The organism is Mesorhizobium sp. B3-2-1, assembly GCF_006439515.1.
Taxonomy (GTDB): Bacteria; Pseudomonadota; Alphaproteobacteria; order Rhizobiales; family Rhizobiaceae; genus Mesorhizobium.
Map to the genome: position 1 here is coordinate 46,674 of NZ_VFTI01000010.1, position 17,096 is coordinate 63,769.

The following is a 17,096-nucleotide window of genomic DNA, read 5'->3' on the forward strand; positions in this document are numbered from 1 at the left end:
GAGTTGCCGCCGGAGGGAACCTTTCGCCGCCATCGAAAGAAACCGCTGCGGCAGGCTGTCTTTTGAGACACGATGCAACTGTGATTCTTTCAAGCGGGATGATGAGAGATGGATTTCGACCTAATCGTTCGTGGCGGCACGCTGCCGGAGGGCGGCATAGCCGACATCGGCATCAGCGGCGAGACGATCGCGGCGATCGAGCCGAAGCTCGAGGGTTCCGCGCCGACCGAGGTCGACGCCGATGGCAATCTGGTCTCGCCGCCCTTCGTCGATCCGCATTTCCATATGGACGCCACGCTGTCCTACGGCATCCCGCGCATCAACGCGTCGGGCACGTTGCTCGAGGGCATTGCGCTGTGGGGCGAACTGAAGCCGCTCCTGACGCACGAAGCGGTGCGCGATCGCGCGCTCGCCTATTGCGACTGGGCGGTGTCGATGGGGCTACTCGCCATCCGCACCCATGTCGACGTCTGTGACGACAGGCTGCTGGCGGTCGAGGCGCTGCTGGAGGTCAAGAAGACCGTCGCCCCCTATATCGACCTGCAATTGGTGGCCTTCCCGCAGGACGGCTTCTATCGATCGCCGACGGCGCGCCAAAACACCATTCGCGCGCTGGACATGGGCGTCGACATCGTCGGCGGCATTCCGCATTTCGAGCGCACCATGGCCGACGGCACGCGCTCGGTGACCGAACTGTGCGAGATCGCGGCAAAACGCGGCCTCATGGTCGACCTGCATTGCGACGAGACCGACGACCCGCTGTCGCGTCACATCGAGCAACTCGCCTATGAAACGCAGCGCCTCGGGCTGCGGGGCAGGGTGGCCGGCTCGCACCTTACCTCGATGCATTCGATGGACAATTACTATGTCTCGAAGCTTCTTCCGCTGATCGCCGAGGCCGGTGTTTCGGCGATCCCCAACCCGCTGATCAACATCATGCTGCAGGGCCGTCACGACACGTTCCCGAAGCGGCGTGGCATGACGCGGGTCAAGGAAATGCAGGCGCTCGGCATCCGTGTCGGCTGGGGTCAGGATTGCGTACTCGATCCCTGGTATTCGCTCGGCACCGCCGACATGCTCGACGTTGCCTTCATGGGCCTGCATGTCGCTCAGATGTCGAGCCCGGCCGACATGGCGCGCTGCTTCGACATGGTCACCAACGTCAACGCCGCGATCATGGGCCTCGATCATCTCGGCCTGGCCGTCGGCAAACGCGCCAGCCTGGTGGTCCTCGATGCCGGCAATCCGATCGAGGCCCTGCGCCTGCGCGCCGAGCGCATCTGCGTCATCGCCAGGGGCAAGGTGGTGGCGGAGCGAACAAGGCAGGATACCAGGCTTTCGATCTCCGGCAGGCCATCGCAGGTGAACCGCAGACATATATCCACCTAGAACAGCCGATTCCCGACGCTGGTCTTACCGTTTCTCCGATTCCCACTCGTCAAAGTTGGCGCTTGCGGATAGGAGCCGGGCATGGTTGAGCCCGTCGCCCGGAATTCGATGGTCAGGAATGTGCTTCTGGCCGGCATCCTGCTGATGCTGGCGGGCGACTTCCTGTTTGCGCTGAACGACGCGATGGGCAAGTGGCTGGTTACCAGCTTCTCCGTCGGCCAGGTCGTGTTGATTCGCTCGATTGGCGCCTTCATCGTGCTCGGCCCGATGATCGCCAACCAGGGCGCTGGCAGACTGTTCCAGCTGGAACGGCCCGGGCTGCAGATCCTGCGCGTGGTGGCGACGACGCTGGACACCGCTTTGTTCTACGCCGCCGTCGTCTATCTGCCGCTTGCCGATGTGATGAGCTTCTACATGGCCGGGCCGATCTATGTGGCGGCGCTATCGCATTTCCTGCTTGGCGAAAAGGTCGGCTGGCGCCGCTGGGTGGCGATCCTGCTCGGCTTCTGCGGCGTGGTGATCATGCTGAAACCATCCTCTGCCGCGTTTTCGCTGTCGTCGGGTTTCGCGCTTGTCGGCAGCCTTGCCTTCGCATTCGCCATCATCCTCAACCGGCGCTTGCGCGGCACCAGCGACACCAATCTGGTGACATGGCAGACGATCGGCACGCTGGCGGTTGGCGGCGTGCTGACCATCGGCGCCTGGAAGGCGCCTTCGGCGCTCGATCTCGGCGCCATGCTGCTGCTCGGCATCGTCTCCTGCGGCGCGCATCTGATGATCACGCGGGCGCTGAAACTGGCGCCGGCCTCGACGCTGGCGCCGCTGCATTACACGCTGCTCTTGTGGGCCGTGGTGTTCGGGCTGGTGTTCTTCGGCGACGTTCCCGGCCCGCGCATCCTGATCGGCTCCGGCATCGTCGTTCTGGCCGGCCTGTTCATCTTCCATCGCCAGAAAGTGGTCGACACCACGGTGCCGCCGGAGAACGTGCCGAAGGGTGTGAACTGAGGCCCGGATTTCCGGGTCGCTGCTAACCCCGGCGTATCGCCGCCAGGTGCCGCGAAAATTCCTCTGTCTCCATCAGCACCTTGCAGCGCGCGAAGCGGCCGTCGGCATAGGCGCGGAAATCGTCTACTGGGTTGTTGTTGGCAAGCTGGATCAGCCCCCACAGCGTCCACAACAGGTCGCACATCGCCTTGTAGATGACGATGCGGCCGCGCTCCGCCGGCTTCGCCTCGCCACCGAAATAAGCGCGCATCAGCTCCTCGTCCTGGGCCGCGTCGAATTTGCCCTCGACGCTGAGATCGCCGAGGTCCCAGAGCGGGTCGTTCATTCCGGAATATTCCCAGTCGACGATCCACATCCGCTCGCCCGTATCGAGAAAATTTTCGCACAGCGGATCGCAGTGGCAGGCGACGAGGGGCAAGGGGCGGACGGCCAGCGCCGAGCGCACGCTGCCGGCCTCGCGCACCACGTCGTGATAGCCGGCGGGCAGGGCGACATCCCTCGTCGACAGCACCTTGAGATAGTCGTCGATCATCGAAAACAGCTCGAAGCGGAAGGGGAACACCGCGCCGGACGCGTGCAGCTTGCGGAAGGCCTCGGCCGCCCGGGCCGGACTGCCCTGCCGGTCCCTGAATTTCTCCGGCGACATCGTCTCGGCACCAGCGATGTAGCGCGTCACCATCAGGCCCGTGGCGGCATCGGCATGCAGCACCTCGGGGCTGACACCGGCCTTTGCCGCCTCGCGCGCCGCCGCCGCCTCATTGGCGCGGTTGATGTATTCCTCGGTGCCTTTGCCTGGAATGCGCAGGCAGTAATCGCCGGCCTTGAAGACGAGGTTGGTCAGGCCGCCGAGCCGTTCCAGCGGCCCGGTGTAGCCGGCCAGCACCGGAATGGCGGCAAGTTTTGCCCGCGCCTCGTCTGTGACCATGCCTGCGTCCCCACGCGCTATTTCTTCGCCGCAACGGTTCCACAATTTTCGCCGTTTGGCTATCATCCCGCCAAGACGAGGGATTGGTGGACACGTGACGGACAGCAAACATCATGGCGCACTTGGCGAGGTCTACGCGGCCAAGCGCCCGGAAGAGGTGGCGGCACTCTATGACAGGTGGTCGCAGACCTATGACGCCGACATGTCGGCCGCCGGCTACCGCCATCCGACGATTTGCCTTGCCTTGCTGGCCCGCCATCTGCCGCGCGGCTCAGCCCCGTTGCTCGACGCCGGCGCCGGTACCGGGCTGATCGGCGAATGGCTGGATATTGCCGGCTATCCCCAGGTCGAGGGGCTGGATATCTCGCAAGGCATGCTGGATCAGGCCGCGCGCAAGGGCGTCTATTCGGCGCTGCATTGCCTGGCGCTCGGCGGCGCCTTGCCTTTTGCCGACGACACCTATGCCGGTATCATCTCGGCCGGCGTGTTCACCTCGGGTCATGTCGGCGCCGAGGGCTTGGACGAACTGATCCGCATCTGCCGGCCGGGCGGAGTGATCGTGCTGACGGTCAAGAACACGCTGTGGGATCAGGGTTTTGCCGCGCGCATCGCGGAACTCGAGGCGCGAGGCCTCGTCACCCGCGCCGAGGAAACCCGCCCTTATGTCTCGATGCCCGGGGAGGCTGATACCGTCCCGAGTCGGGGCCTCGCCTTGCGGGTGAGTTAAGCCTTCACTCGCTCCATTGCCGGGTCGTATAGCGGCTCGAAATGGAGTTTAGCCGGCGTCCGCTGCATCGCGACCACCAGTTCATAGCTGCCCGAGGCGAGGAAATCGTCGCTCACCCCGTCGGCGTTGCGCACATAGCCATAGCCGATGTTCTTGCCGACCGTGTAGCCATAGCCGCCGCTGGTCAGATAACCCACCGGCTCGCCATCGCGCAGGATCGTCTCGCGCCCAACGAGCACGATCTCCGGATCGTCGACCGTGAAGCCGGCAAAGCGCTTCTTCAGGGACGCGCCGCCAACCTTCTCGAGTGCGCGCCGTCCGACGAAGTCGGTGTTCTTGCGCAGCTTGACCGCCCAGCCGAGCCCGGCCTCCAGCGGCGTGTCGTTGGGCGTGATGTCGGAGCCCCAGGCGCGATAGCCCTTTTCCAGCCGCAGCGATTCCAGCGCGCGGTAGCCGACCGGCCGGATGTCGTGTTTCCCGCCGGCGACCATCAGCTCGTCGAAGACTTCGCCGGTGGCGGCGATCGGCACATGCAACTCCCAGCCCAGTTCGCCTACATAGGTGACGCGCAGCGCCCGCACCGTGTAGCCGGCTATTGTGATCTCGCGCACATGGCCGAACGGGAAGCCGGCATTCGACACGTCACTCCCGGTCACCGCCGAAAGCACGTCGCGGGCACGCGGTCCCATCAGCGACAGCGTGCCGAAATCCTCGGTGACATCGGCGAGCTGGGCATCGAGGCCCTCGCCAATATGGTCGCTGATCCACGAGGCGTCATGGTTGCGGAAACCTGTGCCGGTGACGATGTAGAATTTTTCCTCGCCAAGCCGCGACACGGTCAAATCGGCCTCGATGCCGCCGCGCGTGTTGAGGAGTTGCGTGTAGATCAGCCGGCCGACCGGCTTGTTGACATCATTGGCGCAGATCCAGTCCAGGGCCCTCGCCGCGTCGGACCCGCTCAGCTCATACTTGGCGAAGGACGACTGGTCGAAGATGCCGACATGCTCGCGCACATGCCGGTGTTCGTCGCCGACGGCGGCGAACCAGTTCTGCCGGCCCATCGAATAGACGTCCTTTGGCTCGACGCCCTCCGGCGCGAACCAGTTCGGCCGCTCCCAGCCGAGCTTCGAGCCGAACACGGCGCGCTGGTCTTTCAGCCTGTCGTAGAGCGGCGAGACGATGCGCGGCCGGCCGGAAACATATTCCTCGTGCGGGAAGCCGATCGTATAGTGCTTGCCATAGGCTTCCAGCGTGCGCTCGCACACCCATTGCCGGTCGCGGTGCAGGTTGGAAAAGCGCCTGATGTCGACCACCCACAGGTCGAGCGGCGCCTCGCCATCGACCACCCATTGCGCCAGCACCCAGCCGGCGCCGCCGCCCGAGGCGATGCCGAAGGCGTTGAAGCCGGCGCCGACGAACATGTTGGCGCATTCGGGCGCCAGGCCGAGGATGAAATTGCCGTCCGGCGTGAAGCTCTCCGGCCCGTTGATCATCTGCTTGACGCCGACCGTCTCCAGCGCCGGCACGCGTGCGATCGCCTGCGCCATGTGCTGCTCGAAATGATCGTAGTCGTCGTCGAACAGCCGGAACTCCCAGTCATCGGGCACGTCGCCCCCGGGGAGACCGGTTGTCCAGGCCTGCGGGTTCGGCTCATAGCCGCCCATCACCAGGCCGCCGACCTCTTCCTTGAAATAGGTGCGCCGATCGGGGTCGCGCAGCGTCGGCGCATCGGTCGCCAGCCCCGCGATCTTCTCGGTGATGATGTACTGGTGCTTCACCGGCTGCAGCGGCACATCGATGCCGGCCATGGCGCCGACCTGTCGTGCCCATTGCCCGGCGCAGTTCACGACCTTGTCACAGGCGATGTCGCCCTGATTGGTCTTCACCGCCGTGATGCGGTCGCCCTTCATCTCGAAACCGGTGACGCGCACCTCCTCATAGAGTTTGGCGCCATGCATGCGCGCGCCCTTGGCCAGCGATTGCGTGATGTCGGAAGGGCTCGCCTGGCCGTCGGTCGGCAGCCAGGAAGCGCCGACGAGATCGCCGGTTTCCATCAGCGGCCACATCGCCTTGACCTCCGCCGGAGACAGCAAATGCATGTCCATGCCGAAGCTTTTCGCCGTCGTCGCCAGCCTTTTGTACTCGGTCCAGCGGTCGGCATTGGTGGCGAGCCTGAGGCAGCCGGTCATCTTCCAGCCGGTGGCAAGGCCGGTTTCGGCCTCCAGCCCCTTGTAGAGATCGACGGAATATTTCAGCACCCGCGTGATCGAGGCCGAAGAGCGCAATTGCCCGACCAGGCCAGCGGCATGCCAGGTCGAGCCCGAGGTCAGCTTGCCCTGTTCGAGCAGCACCACGTCGGCCTTGTGGTCGCGCGCCAGATGATAGGCCGTCGAACAGCCGATGATGCCGCCGCCGATGACGACGATCGCGGCCTGGCTAGGCAAGGTCATGATTTCAGGATCCCGTATTTTGTCCGGTAGTTTTCCAGCGCCGCGTCGAGCCGCGCCAAGTTTTCCTCGGTATAGGCGACGTAGTCGATGCCGGGCGCGTCGAGATAGAGCTCCGACACCATGCTCCACATCGCCTCGCGCAGCAGCGAGGCGCATTGCATGGCTGCGTGCGAGCGGCGGATCGCCTCGTCCGGTTCCTTCATGAAATAGGCGGTCAGGAAGGCGAAGGATTCCTCGTCGCTCATGCCCGCGTTCGAAGCGACGCCGGCAAGGTCGAACATCGCCGTGTTGAAGCCGGCATATTCGAAATCGATCAGCCACAGCCTGCTGCCGTCGTCGAGAATATTGGCAGGCAAGAGATCATTGTGGCCAAAGACGATCGGCAGGAGTTTCTGGGCGCGCTCCAGTTCGTCGGCGAGCGCCAGAAAGCGCGGCAGGTCACCGCGCTTGCGGCTGTTACCCTCGTCAAGCGTGCGCGCATAGTCGCGGATGACGTGGAACACCCAGAACATGAAGCCGGCGCCGGAGATATGATTGGGCATCTCCCGGTGAAAGCCGCGCATCAGCGCCGCGACGCGGCCGAGATTGGCGCGCACGTCCTCGGCCAGATAGGTTTTGGCGCCAAGAAACGCCGTCACCAGGATTCCCGGTTCGGCATAATGGACCGCCGGCGCGAAGCCGGCGGCGTGAGCCGCCCGCGCGGTCATCACCTCGCGTTCGCGGAAGACATGGTGGAACGGATAATCCTGGCCGAAGCGCACGACGTGTTTGCCGGCGGTGTCGGTGACCACATAATTGGCATTGCTCAAGCCGCCGGGCAGCGGCGCGATCTCGATGGCGCCCGTCCAGCAGGGCAGGGCGCGGATGCGGTCTTCGGCAATCACGAAATCATCCCTGGTTTTTGCTGGCCTGGTTTGCTGGCCTGGTTTGCCGGATTTCGACAAGGCGCCATGGGCAGCGCAATGGGAGAAACGCAAACAATCTCGTCGGTGCGGGACGCCAGGATCGGTATCCCGCACCGCACCGACGAGCCCCTTGGCCAGACTTTTGAGCCCGGCATCCGCCCCCGCGGATCTGAAAATTCCTTGAGCCAGACACGTTACGGGCTGTCCGGTCAATGAGTTGCGGCTCTGCCAATTAACCTCCCGCTGCAGCTCCGAACCTATTGAGGGTGGATTTCACGCCAGGGTTGCCCTTCTGTCAATAAAAAGATGTGACCTTTTTTGGGTATTTTGCCCGAAAGTATAGGCAATTCCTTTAAAAGCGCTAGGAATGCCATAGAAGCGGGCAAATTCTGGGACGCGCACATATGGTCCACTCGAAACGGCATGGCGAGATCCTGCGGCTGCTGCAGGAAGAGGGAACCGTCACCATCGCCAGCCTTGCCGACCGGTTGGGCGTTTCACTCGAAACCGTGCGGCGGGACGTCAAGCCGCTCACCGGCGACGGCTCGGTTCTGAAGATGCATGGCGCCATCGGCCTGCCGTCGATGATCGGCGAGGCACCGTTCGAACGGCGCATGCGCGAGCATGCCGACGCCAAGCGCGTCATCGCGCGCATGGTTGCCGCCACCATCCGCGACGGCGAATCGATCATGCTCGACACCGGCACCACGACGTCGTTCCTGGCGCGCGAACTGCTCGGCCACCGGCGCCTGACGGTCGTCACCAACTCGTCTGATATCGCCCGCACGCTGGCCACCATCAACGGCAACAAGGTCTATATGGCGGGCGGCGAGCTGCGCAGCGATTCAGGCGCCGCGTTCGGGACGTCGGCGATCGAGTTCGTCAGCCGCTTCTCGGTCAGCCATGCCATCATCTCCACCGGCGCCGTGGATGCGGTGACGGGCGTCATGGACTTTGATCTGGACGAGGCGGAATTCGCCCGCATGGTGCTGTCGCGCGGCCAGCGCTCGCTCGTCGTCACCGACCACACGAAGTTCGGCCGCCAGGGGCTGGTTCAGGTCTGCGGCTTCGACGGCTTTTCCGAACTCGCCACCGACCGCGCGCCGCCGCATGACATTGGAGCCGCCCTCGCACAAGCCGGCGCGCGGCTCAGCATCGCCGGCGGCGAAGCCGGAATTTAGCCGAACACCAGGGACTGATGGGCACATACGCCCGCGAAAGTGCCGCCCGACACGGCGAAGGCGATGTTGTGCATCGCGCGCGCAGCGTCGCCGGCGGCATAGATGCCGGGAACGGTCGTCTGCTGTCTGTCATCGACTGATATCATCGAGCCGAGCAGGCCGTCCTTGAAGCCGCAGCCGAGCTGTTCGGCCAGCGGGCTCGCCATCGTGTTGCGGGGCGCGGTGAATATCGCTTTGACACCGGCCTTCCGGCCGCCGTCCAGGTGGACAACCAATCCGCCGGAGCCGTCTTCCCTCAGTTCGCTGACCGTCGCGGGCTCGAATCTTACATTCTTGTCCTCCAGCGCGAGCATCTCCTCGGCGGTGGGCTCGATCAGGCCGTTGCCGAGCAGCGTGACGTCGCCCCAGTCGGAAATCAGCTGCGCCTGATGCATGGACATCGGGCCGGTCGCGAGCACGCCAAGCGGTCCGCCGGAAACCTCGTAGCCGTGGCAATAGGGGCAATGCAGCACGGTCTTGCCCCATTGCTCGGCAAGCCCGGGAACCTCCGGCAGGATGTCGCGCACGCCGGTTGCCAGCACCAGTCGTGCGGCGCCGAATGTCTCGCCGCCATCGATGGTGATTTCGAAATCACTGCCGCTGTTCGCAATGGCTTTGTCCGCACGCGCGGTGACCAGCCTGGCCGTCGGATAGGCAAGCAATTGCCGCCTGGCATCGTCGAGGATGGCGCCTGGCGTGCGCCCGTCCTGGCCGAGGAAGCCGTGCGAATGCGCGGCAAAGCGGTTGCGCGGCTGGCCGGCGTCGATCACCAGCACGTTGCGCCGCGCCCGCGCCGCCTGGATGGCGGCGGACAGGCCGGCGAAGCTGCCGCCGACGACGGCAAGATCATACTGCATGGCTGGAAACTCCAATGAGGTCGAAACGGCGGCGGAAATCTGCGGTCAGGTCGGCCAGGGTGATGCGGCTGAGCTTCTCCGCCAACAACCTCTCCGCCGCGAGGCGAAAATCGTCGAGCACGGCGATCACTGCTTGCTCGACGAGACAGCCTGGGCTTTCCGGCTCGGTGCTGAACGGCAGCAGCGTTTCGCCAAGGGCAACGCTTATCTCGGCCAGCGAAATGTTCTCGGGCGCGCGCCCGAGCAGCCAGCCGCCGCCATGTCCGCGCGACGAGGTGACGATGCCGGCGTCGCGCAAGCCGGCGATGGTGCGGCGCACCACCACCGGATTTGTATGAATGAAGGTGGCAAGCTGCTCGGAGGTCAGCGCTTGATCGGGTTTCTCGGCCATGTGGACGAGGATATGCAAGGTGGAGGATAGACGGCTGTTGCGCTTCATGTAACTTAATTAGTTACAATAAGCTGCGATGTCAAACGCGCCGGCGTCCCTGTGAACTCGCGGCGACGCTATGCCGGCAAAGCGCGAAAACTCATCCTGAAGCAGGCGCCGCTGGGCTTGCCATCGAGGATTTCGATGCGGCCGCCATGAAGATGCATGATTTCCTGCACGAGGTTGAGGCCGAGGCCGGCGCCATGATCCTGCGGGCGCAGCCGGTAGAAGGGCTCGAAAATGCGCTCCCGCTCGCCCGGCGGCACGCCGTCGCCTTCGTCCCGGACCTCTATGACGGCGGGCGTTGTGACGCCGACGGTGATCTTGCCGGCGCGGCCGCCATGCTCGATGGCGTTCTGGACGATGTTGGTCACCGCACGTTCGATCGCGGTGCGGTCGCCGGTTGCAAAAAGCGTGTCGCTGTCCGGCTCGAACGACATTTCGTAGCCGGCCGAGAACGCCATCGGCGCGAGGTCGACGATAACGCCGCGCGCGATCGCCACGAGATTGACCTTTTCGAAAGGCGATGTCTGCCGGTCGAGCCGCTGCAGGTCGAGCAACTGGTCGGTCAGCGTCGAAAGCCGTGCCGCATCCTGCAGCAGCCGTGCCCGTTCCGGTGTCGCCGGCAGCGAGGCCAGGCGCGTGTTGAGGATGGCGACCGGTGTTCTGAGCTCATGGGCGGCGTCGGTGAGGAAACGCTTGTGGCGCTCATAGCCCTTGTCCAGCCGCGCAAGGGCTGCATTCACCGCCTTGACCAGCGGTGTCACTTCCGTCGGCACGTCCTTCAGCGGCAGCTGCACGCCACGCTGGTCGATGTCGATCCGTTCGGCCTCGGCGGCTGCATGGCCTAGGCCCGAAAGCGCGCCACGAACCACCCAGGGCGTCGCGAACAGCGTGGCCAGCGCCATCAGCCCGGCGAGCGGCAATATGCCTTGCAGGAAGAATTGCGGCGCCTGGCCGAGCAGGCGCAGCAGCGGAAGCCCGCCGTTGGTGCCGGTGAAGATCTGGACGTTGCCGGCCGCCGTGTCGGTCCAGCGGATCTTTCCCTCCGGCGGCGCGGATTGCCCGATTGCGTGGTCGATACGGGCGTCGCTGATAGTATCCAGCAATCCGGCGAAAGGCTGGAAGATGGGCGGCACGGTGCCCTCCTGCAGCCGCTGGCCCTGCTTGTCGCGGATGATGAACCAGAGATCGGGGACATCGGATCGCAGCTTCGTCAGGTCCGAGGTCTCGCGCAGGACGAGCTTGCCGCCTGCGTCACGCGCCACCGCATCCGCCAGCACGTCCATTGTGCCGTCCTCGTAATCGTGCGGAATGAGCCCGGTGGCGAGCAATGCGACGAGAATGCCGACGATGATCAGCGTCAGCATCGCGCATTGCAGCAAGGCGATGCGCAACACCAGGCTCCATTTCAGCGAACGCGGGCGCTTGAGACTCACCGCTTGGCGCTCATGTCGTTTCGCGCAGGAGATAGCCGACGCCGCGAATGCCGTTGATCGTCACCCCGGCAGCGGCATCGGCGAGCTTGCGGCGCAGGCGCGAGACATGGGTGTCGAGCGCGTTGGACTGGATCTCGTCGTCGAGGCCGAACACCGCCTCCATCAGCGCCTCACGCTGCACCATGCGCCCGGTGCGCCGCATCAGCGCCTCCAGCACCAGGAGTTCGCGGCGCGGCAGGCTGAGCGGTTCGGCGCGGACAGACGCTTCGCGATGCCCGACGTCGAGCACCAGATCGCCGGCGCGGATAAACTGTGACTGCAGCGGTGCCGGGCGCCTGAGCAGCGCGCGCAGGCGGGCCAGCAATTCCTCGAAGGCGAATGGTTTTGCCAGATAGTCGTCCGCGCCCATGTCCAGCCCGTCGACCTTGTCCGATGTGTCGCCTCTCGCCGTCAGCATCAGCACTGGCGTCGTGTTCTTGGCCGAACGCAATCTGGGAACCAGCGACAGCCCGTCGCCATCCGGCAGCTGGCGATCGAGCAGGATGGCGTCGTAGCTGTCGGCGGCGACGAAGCCTTCGGCTTCGATGAGCGAGCCGGCGTGATCGACCACCATGTCGTGGCGCTTCAGCGCGGCACGCAAGGCGGAGACCATTTCGGGCTCGTCCTCGATCAGCAAGATTCGCATCGACAATTCTCCAGCAACACCTCGGGCGTTATCGCGCCAACATTGCGCAAACATGGCAAAGCCGGACGGCCGGAGGTCGACGAGCGCTTTCTTTGGCTCCGCGATATTGCGCAATGTCTATGCAACCCAGTCGCGGCAAACAGCGTCGGCCGGCGCGAATCGCCCATGCCGGCGTGAAGGCGTCGGGCCCGAATATGCAACAGGTCGGGCCCGACGTTGAAACGAAATGGCGCTGAAACGAATCAGTTGGCCACACAATCTGGCGTGCTGTTGTCCGGGATCGAGGTTACCATGCCTGTAAATGATGCTCTGTCTTTCCTCGCGGCGTGGACCGTGGCGCCGTTCAGGGTCGGCTCCGTCACGCCGTCCAGCTCGAGCCTGGCGGCATTGATGACGCGCGACATCGGACCCGAGACAGGCCCCGTGCTGGAGCTCGGTCCAGGAACCGGTCCTTTCACACGGGCGCTGCTGTCGCGCGGGGTGAAGGAGGAAGATTTGACGCTGATCGAATCCGATCCGGATTTTGCCGCGCTGCTCACGCGTCGCTTTCCGGCCGCGCGGATTTTTGAAATGGATGCCGTCGGTCTGCGCCATCGGTCGCTCTTCCATCGGCCGATCATTGGTGCTGCCGTCAGCGGCTTGCCTTTCCGGCTGATTTCGCCGCGCAAGACGCTCGCCATTCTCGAAGGTGTTTTCGTCAATCTTCGCCCGGGCGGAGCGCTCTATCAGTTCACGCTCGGACGGCGCTGCCCGTTCGATCAGTCGTTGCTCGACAGGCTCGATCTCGAGGTTACGCGGGTTGGCCATACCTTTCGCAACTTCCCGCCGGCGACGGTCTATCGCATCGCCAGGATCAAGACGTCAGAAACCTACGACTGGCGCTTCGCATGACGGGACCGTTGTCAGCCATCCTCGGCTTCGGCCTGTTCGGCGTCTTCTGCCTCGCTTTCACCGAAAAGATCCTGCCGGTCCCGCCCTCGCATGTGTTGCTACTGTTTCTCGGCATGACGGCGGCGCCTGACGGCGCGACGCTGGCGATCCTGCTGGCGGTGACGACACTTGCTTCCTTCGCCGGCTGCCTTGTCTGGTATGCGGTCGGCCGCCGGATCGGGTTCGACCGTGCCGACAGGCTGATCGGACGAGCCGGCAGATATGTCTTCCTGCGCCCCGAAACCTATCGCAAGCTGGGCCAGGCCTATCGCCGCAATCATGTCCGGGTGTCCTTGCTGGCACAGTTCATCCCGACGGTGCGCAATTACCTGCCGATCGCTGCTGGCGCGCTTTGTCTGCCTGCCTTGCCTTTCGCGGCCGCGACACTGTTTGGCGCCACCACTTGGAATGCGGGCTTTCTCCTGACCGGTTACCTCATGCGCGGCAGTGGCCAGGATTCCTTCGCGGTGGGCTTGCGCATCATCGTCATCGTCGTGGCGCTGGAGACGGCCTTCATGCTTGTGTTGCGCTATGGCCCGACATGGCGACGCCGCATCAGGCTGATGCTCGGCTGACCGCGCTGCACCAATCTCCGGTCACGGGATAAGCTCCGCAGCCGGCTTTCCTTCGCTTGCCAGCCGGTGTTTAGTCCGGCCATGGCCTTCACCATCCGCCAGTTGCAGTTCTTCATTGCCGTCGCCGAGCAAGGCACGGTGTCGCGCGCGGCGCAAAACCTCTCCATTTCGCAATCGTCGGTCACCGAGGCGATCAAGGAACTTGAAAGTGATCTTGGCGTCGAGCTGTTCGAACGCCACCCGCGCGGCCTCAACATCACCCATAAGGGCCACCAGTTCCTGCGTCACGCGACAAAGATTCTCGCCGACGTGTCCGACGCGCGGCGCTCTTTTTCCGGCGAACAGGCCGTGGCGGGCGGGCGGCTGCAACTCGGCGTCACCTCGCTGGTCGCCGGCTACGTGCTGTCGGATCTGCTCTCACGCTACCGCCGCGCCTATCCGGGCGTCGAGGTGTCGGCCATCGAGGACAACGGCGACTACCTCGAACACCTGCTGATCGGCGGCAAGCTGGACATTGCCGTCATGGTCACCTCCAATTTGCGCGACCGCACTGCCCTGCAATCGGAAATCCTCGAAGTCTCGGCTTACCGTCTGTGGCTGCCGCTCGGCCATCCCTTGGCTGGCGCCGACATCATCGGCATCGGCGATATCGCCTCTGAACCGCTGATCATGCTGACCGTCGACGAGATCGAGGAGAACACCGGCAAGCTGCTGACGGCGATCGGCGCCAGGCCGCATGTCGCCTTCCGCACCCGTTCCGTGGAAGCCGTGCGCAGCCTGGTCGCCACCGGCGCCGGTGTGGCGCTGCTGCCCGACCTCGTCTACCGGCCCTGGTCGCTGGAAGGCGACCGCATCGAATCGCGCGACATTTCGGGCTCCTTGCCGGTGGTGCAGGTCGGCATGGTCTGGCGGCGGGGCTCCGGCCTGCCGCAGGCGGCCCGCGACTTCGTCGGCCTTGCCCAGTCGCAGCGGACGGTCCGCCGCTAGTCTGGTGTGGCCTACTCCAGGCTGACGCCTGGTGTGGCCTACTCCAGGCTGACGTCGCCAGTCTTGCGCACGATCAAGGCGAGCCGTTCCAGGACGGTCGGGTCGAACAAGCGGCGCAGGCTGCGACGGCCGATCGAAGCGATGAGGCCCTTATCCTGGTAGTAGCGAAGTGTCAGGCGGGCACGCCGGTGCGGCGCGGCACTTTGGCAATGTCGATATCTTTTATGCTTGACCTCAAGTCGGCTCGGACTCGTAGAATGTCGCGACGATCGGTGAGAGCAACAGAAAGTGAGGCCCGTTATGCCGCAATCCGCGCAGCCAAACACACGCCAAGCCGCGCTCTGGAACGACGTCAGCGGGAAGGCCTGGGTCGAGATGCAGCCGATCCTCGACGAGATACTGGCACCGTTGGAGCGGCTGGTGGTCGATGCCGGCTATCCCGGGGAGGGGGGCAATGTCCTGGACATCGGCTGCGGCGCTGGCGCCACAACCCTGACGATGGCGCGCCGCGTGGGCAACGACGGAAATTGTGTTGGGCTCGACATCTCGCGGCCGCTTGTCGCCCTGGCGACGGAGCGCGCGCGGGTGGAAGGGGCAGCAAACGCAAGTTTCGAAGTGGGCGATGCCCAGGCGCATGCGTTCGAACCAGGACGCTTCGACGCTGTTGTCTCGCGCTTTGGTGTTATGTTCTTCGATGATCCAGTGGCCGCGTTCTCCAATATAAGACAAGCCGCAAGGCGCGGTGGCAAACTCGCCTTTGTTGCTTGGCGCAGTCCGGTCGAGAATGATTTCATGACGACCGCCGCGCGAGCGGCTGAGCCTTTCCTGCCGCCCGCACCCGCGCCAGATCCCGATGCGCCGGGACAGTTTGCCTTGGCCGACGGCGCCAAGGTGAAGCGGATCCTTGAAGCGAGCGGCTGGTCATCAATCGAAGTCGAACAGGCGAACGTCCTGTGTCGGATCGCAGAAGGCGATTTGATGACGTTTGCCACCCGGCTAGGGCCGGTCGCCGCCACGCTGCGCGAAGTTGACCGGGCAACGGCCGAAAAAATCACTACGGTGTTGCCTGCTGCGTACGCGCCTTTCGTGAAGGATGGTGAGGCCCGCTTCAATGCCGCCTGCTGGCTTGTGACGGCGCTGGCTTGAAGGGCGTCTTGCTATCGGAAAAACCGATATCGCCTTTCTGATAAATGAATTTGCGAAACCGGAATTTTCAAAGCACCTTCCCTTCAAGGGACCAAAGCCGCCACCAGAGCGACATGCGTCCGTCGGACGAACTGATACTTTTTCAGTCCGCGCGTTGACCTTGGCGAAAACCGAAACCGGTTTTCGGAGGCCGGGCGCCAAAATGGGAGATCGATGATGAATTCATTCCTGAAGTCATGCACCGCGCTGACGGTCGCGCTGACCTTTTCCGGGCAGGCCGTTGCCCAGGTCAAGGAACTCGGCAAGGGCGAAGGCCAGGTCAACATCGTTGCCTGGCCGGGCTATATCGAGCGCGGCGAGACCGACAAGGGCTATGACTGGGTCACCGCCTTCGAAAAGGAGAGCGGCTGCAAGGTCAACGTCAAGACCGCCAACACGTCGGATGAGATGGTGTCGCTGATGAACGAGGGCGGCTTCGACCTCGTCACCGCTTCGGGCGATGCTTCGCTGCGCCTCGTCGCCGGCAAGCGCGTGCAGCCGATCAACACCGATCTCATCCCAAGCTGGAAGACGGTCGACGACCGGCTGAAGGACGCGCCCTGGTTCACCGTCGACAAGGTGCATTACGGCATCCCCTATCAGTGGGGTCCCAACATCCTGATGTACAACACCGAGGTGTTCAAGGAAGCGCCGAAGAGCTGGAACGTCGTCTTCGAGGAAATGAAGCTGCCGGACGGAAAGTCCAACAAAGGCCGCGTCCAGGCCTATGACGGGCCGATCCACATCGCCGACGCCGCCAACTACCTGATGTTCCACAAGCCGGAACTCGGCATCAAGGATCCCTACGAACTGAACGAGGACCAGTACAAGGCCGCGCTCGAATTGCTGCGCGTCCAGCGCACGCTGGTCGGCCGCTACTGGCATGACGCCGCCATCCAGGTCGACGATTTCCAGAATGAAGGCGTGGTCGCCTCGGGCTCGTGGCCCTATCAGGTCAACACGCTGGTCGCCGCCAAGAAGCCGGTTGCCTCGACCGTGCCGGAAGAAGGCGTCACCGGCTGGGCAGACACCACGATGATGGAAGCCGACGCGGCCCATCCGAACTGCGCCTATATGTGGCTCGAGCATTCGCTGGCGCCGAAGGTGCAGGGCGATGTCTCGGCCTGGTTTGGCTCGCTCCCGGTCGTGCCGGCCGCCTGCAAAGGCAACGAGCTGCTCGGCGAGGAAGGTTGCAAGACCAACGGCTACGACAATTTCGACAAGATCAAGTTCTGGAAGACGCCGGTCTCGAAATGCGCCACCCAGAACGACCAGTGCGTGCCCTACTACCGCTGGGTGTCGGACTATATCGGCGTCATCGGCGGACGATAATTTTCGCTTCGCTTCGTCGATAGTTGGCGCTGCCCCTCACCCTTGCCCTCTCCCC

General features: G+C 64.2%; 16 protein-coding genes. 9 read left to right on the forward strand and 7 right to left on the reverse strand.

Going from position 1 to position 17,096, the window contains the following annotated elements; all coding sequences use genetic code 11:
* Window positions 1-108: 108 nt before the first annotated feature.
* Together FJW08_RS12570 and FJW08_RS12575 are read left to right on the forward strand one after the other, a co-directional pair.
* Window positions 109-1,389: an amidohydrolase family protein gene (locus tag FJW08_RS12570; RefSeq protein WP_140810821.1), complete on the forward strand. Its 1,281-nt coding sequence runs from the start codon at window positions 109-111 to the stop codon at window positions 1,387-1,389.
* Window positions 1,390-1,470: 81 nt separating this feature from the next.
* Window positions 1,471-2,394, forward strand: a complete 924-nt coding sequence (locus FJW08_RS12575; RefSeq protein WP_140810822.1) for a DMT family transporter — start codon at window positions 1,471-1,473, stop codon at window positions 2,392-2,394.
* A 22-nt stretch (window positions 2,395-2,416) separates the two neighbouring features.
* Here the strand turns inward: FJW08_RS12575 and FJW08_RS12580 are convergent, their stop codons facing one another.
* Window positions 2,417-3,319 carry a phosphotransferase family protein gene (locus FJW08_RS12580; protein ID WP_140810823.1) on the reverse strand — a complete coding sequence of 301 codons (903 nt, stop codon included), beginning with the start codon at window positions 3,317-3,319 and terminating at the stop codon, window positions 2,417-2,419.
* A gap of 94 nt (window positions 3,320-3,413) precedes the next feature.
* Between FJW08_RS12580 and FJW08_RS12585 the strand changes: the two genes are divergently transcribed.
* A complete protein-coding gene (locus FJW08_RS12585) occupies window positions 3,414-4,046 on the forward strand; it encodes a class I SAM-dependent methyltransferase (RefSeq protein WP_140810824.1) in 633 nt (210 codons plus the stop codon).
* Here FJW08_RS12585 and FJW08_RS12590 read toward each other — a convergent pair.
* A complete protein-coding gene (locus tag FJW08_RS12590) occupies window positions 4,043-6,496 on the reverse strand; it encodes an FAD-dependent oxidoreductase (protein WP_140810825.1) in 2,454 nt (817 codons plus the stop codon). The genes FJW08_RS12585 and FJW08_RS12590 overlap by 4 nt on opposite strands.
* Entirely contained in the window at window positions 6,493-7,380 is an 888-nt protein-coding gene (locus tag FJW08_RS12595; RefSeq protein ID WP_140765506.1) for a phosphotransferase family protein, read from the reverse strand. The genes FJW08_RS12590 and FJW08_RS12595 overlap by 4 nt, the downstream gene beginning before the upstream one ends.
* A 425-nt stretch (window positions 7,381-7,805) precedes the next feature.
* Between FJW08_RS12595 and FJW08_RS12600 the strand changes: the two genes are divergently transcribed.
* Window positions 7,806-8,582, forward strand: coding sequence for a DeoR/GlpR family DNA-binding transcription regulator (locus tag FJW08_RS12600; RefSeq protein WP_140810826.1), 777 nt, complete (start codon window positions 7,806-7,808; stop codon window positions 8,580-8,582).
* Here the strand turns inward: FJW08_RS12600 and FJW08_RS12605 are convergent.
* The 4 genes from FJW08_RS12605 to FJW08_RS12620 form a co-directional block, all read right to left on the reverse strand.
* Window positions 8,579-9,478 carry an NAD(P)/FAD-dependent oxidoreductase gene (locus tag FJW08_RS12605; protein WP_140810827.1) on the reverse strand — a complete coding sequence of 300 codons (900 nt, stop codon included), beginning with the start codon at window positions 9,476-9,478 and terminating at the stop codon, window positions 8,579-8,581. The genes FJW08_RS12600 and FJW08_RS12605 overlap by 4 nt on opposite strands.
* On the reverse strand, window positions 9,468-9,917 hold the full coding sequence (locus tag FJW08_RS12610; RefSeq protein ID WP_140810829.1) for an Rrf2 family transcriptional regulator: 450 nt from the start codon (window positions 9,915-9,917) through the stop codon (window positions 9,468-9,470). Before FJW08_RS12610 ends, FJW08_RS12605 begins: the two co-directional genes overlap by 11 nt.
* A gap of 68 nt (window positions 9,918-9,985) precedes the next feature.
* Window positions 9,986-11,347, reverse strand: coding sequence for a HAMP domain-containing sensor histidine kinase (locus FJW08_RS12615; protein WP_140810830.1), 1,362 nt, complete (start codon window positions 11,345-11,347; stop codon window positions 9,986-9,988).
* 10 nt (window positions 11,348-11,357) lie between these two features.
* Window positions 11,358-12,032, reverse strand: coding sequence for a response regulator transcription factor (locus FJW08_RS12620; RefSeq protein WP_140810831.1), 675 nt, complete (start codon window positions 12,030-12,032; stop codon window positions 11,358-11,360).
* 291 nt (window positions 12,033-12,323) lie between these two features.
* Between FJW08_RS12620 and FJW08_RS12625 the strand changes: the two genes are divergently transcribed.
* The 5 genes from FJW08_RS12625 (at window position 12,324) to FJW08_RS12650 (ending at window position 17,041) form a co-directional block, all read left to right on the forward strand.
* Window positions 12,324-12,923: an rRNA adenine N-6-methyltransferase family protein gene (locus FJW08_RS12625; RefSeq protein WP_140810832.1), complete on the forward strand. Its 600-nt coding sequence runs from the start codon at window positions 12,324-12,326 to the stop codon at window positions 12,921-12,923.
* Window positions 12,920-13,537, forward strand: coding sequence for a DedA family protein (locus FJW08_RS12630; protein WP_140810833.1), 618 nt, complete (start codon window positions 12,920-12,922; stop codon window positions 13,535-13,537). Before FJW08_RS12625 ends, FJW08_RS12630 begins: the two co-directional genes overlap by 4 nt.
* A gap of 81 nt (window positions 13,538-13,618) precedes the next feature.
* Window positions 13,619-14,524, forward strand: coding sequence for a LysR substrate-binding domain-containing protein (locus tag FJW08_RS12635; RefSeq protein WP_140810834.1), 906 nt, complete (start codon window positions 13,619-13,621; stop codon window positions 14,522-14,524).
* Window positions 14,525-14,824: 300 nt separating this feature from the next.
* Window positions 14,825-15,670 (forward strand): class I SAM-dependent methyltransferase, encoded by an 846-nt coding sequence (locus FJW08_RS12645; protein ID WP_140810835.1) that lies wholly within the window; start codon window positions 14,825-14,827, stop codon window positions 15,668-15,670.
* Between the two features lie 216 nt (window positions 15,671-15,886).
* The gene (locus tag FJW08_RS12650) at window positions 15,887-17,041 is read left to right on the forward strand and encodes an ABC transporter substrate-binding protein (protein ID WP_140810836.1); all 1,155 of its coding nucleotides are present in this window, start codon (window positions 15,887-15,889) and stop codon (window positions 17,039-17,041) included.
* Window positions 17,042-17,096 lie beyond the last annotated feature (55 nt).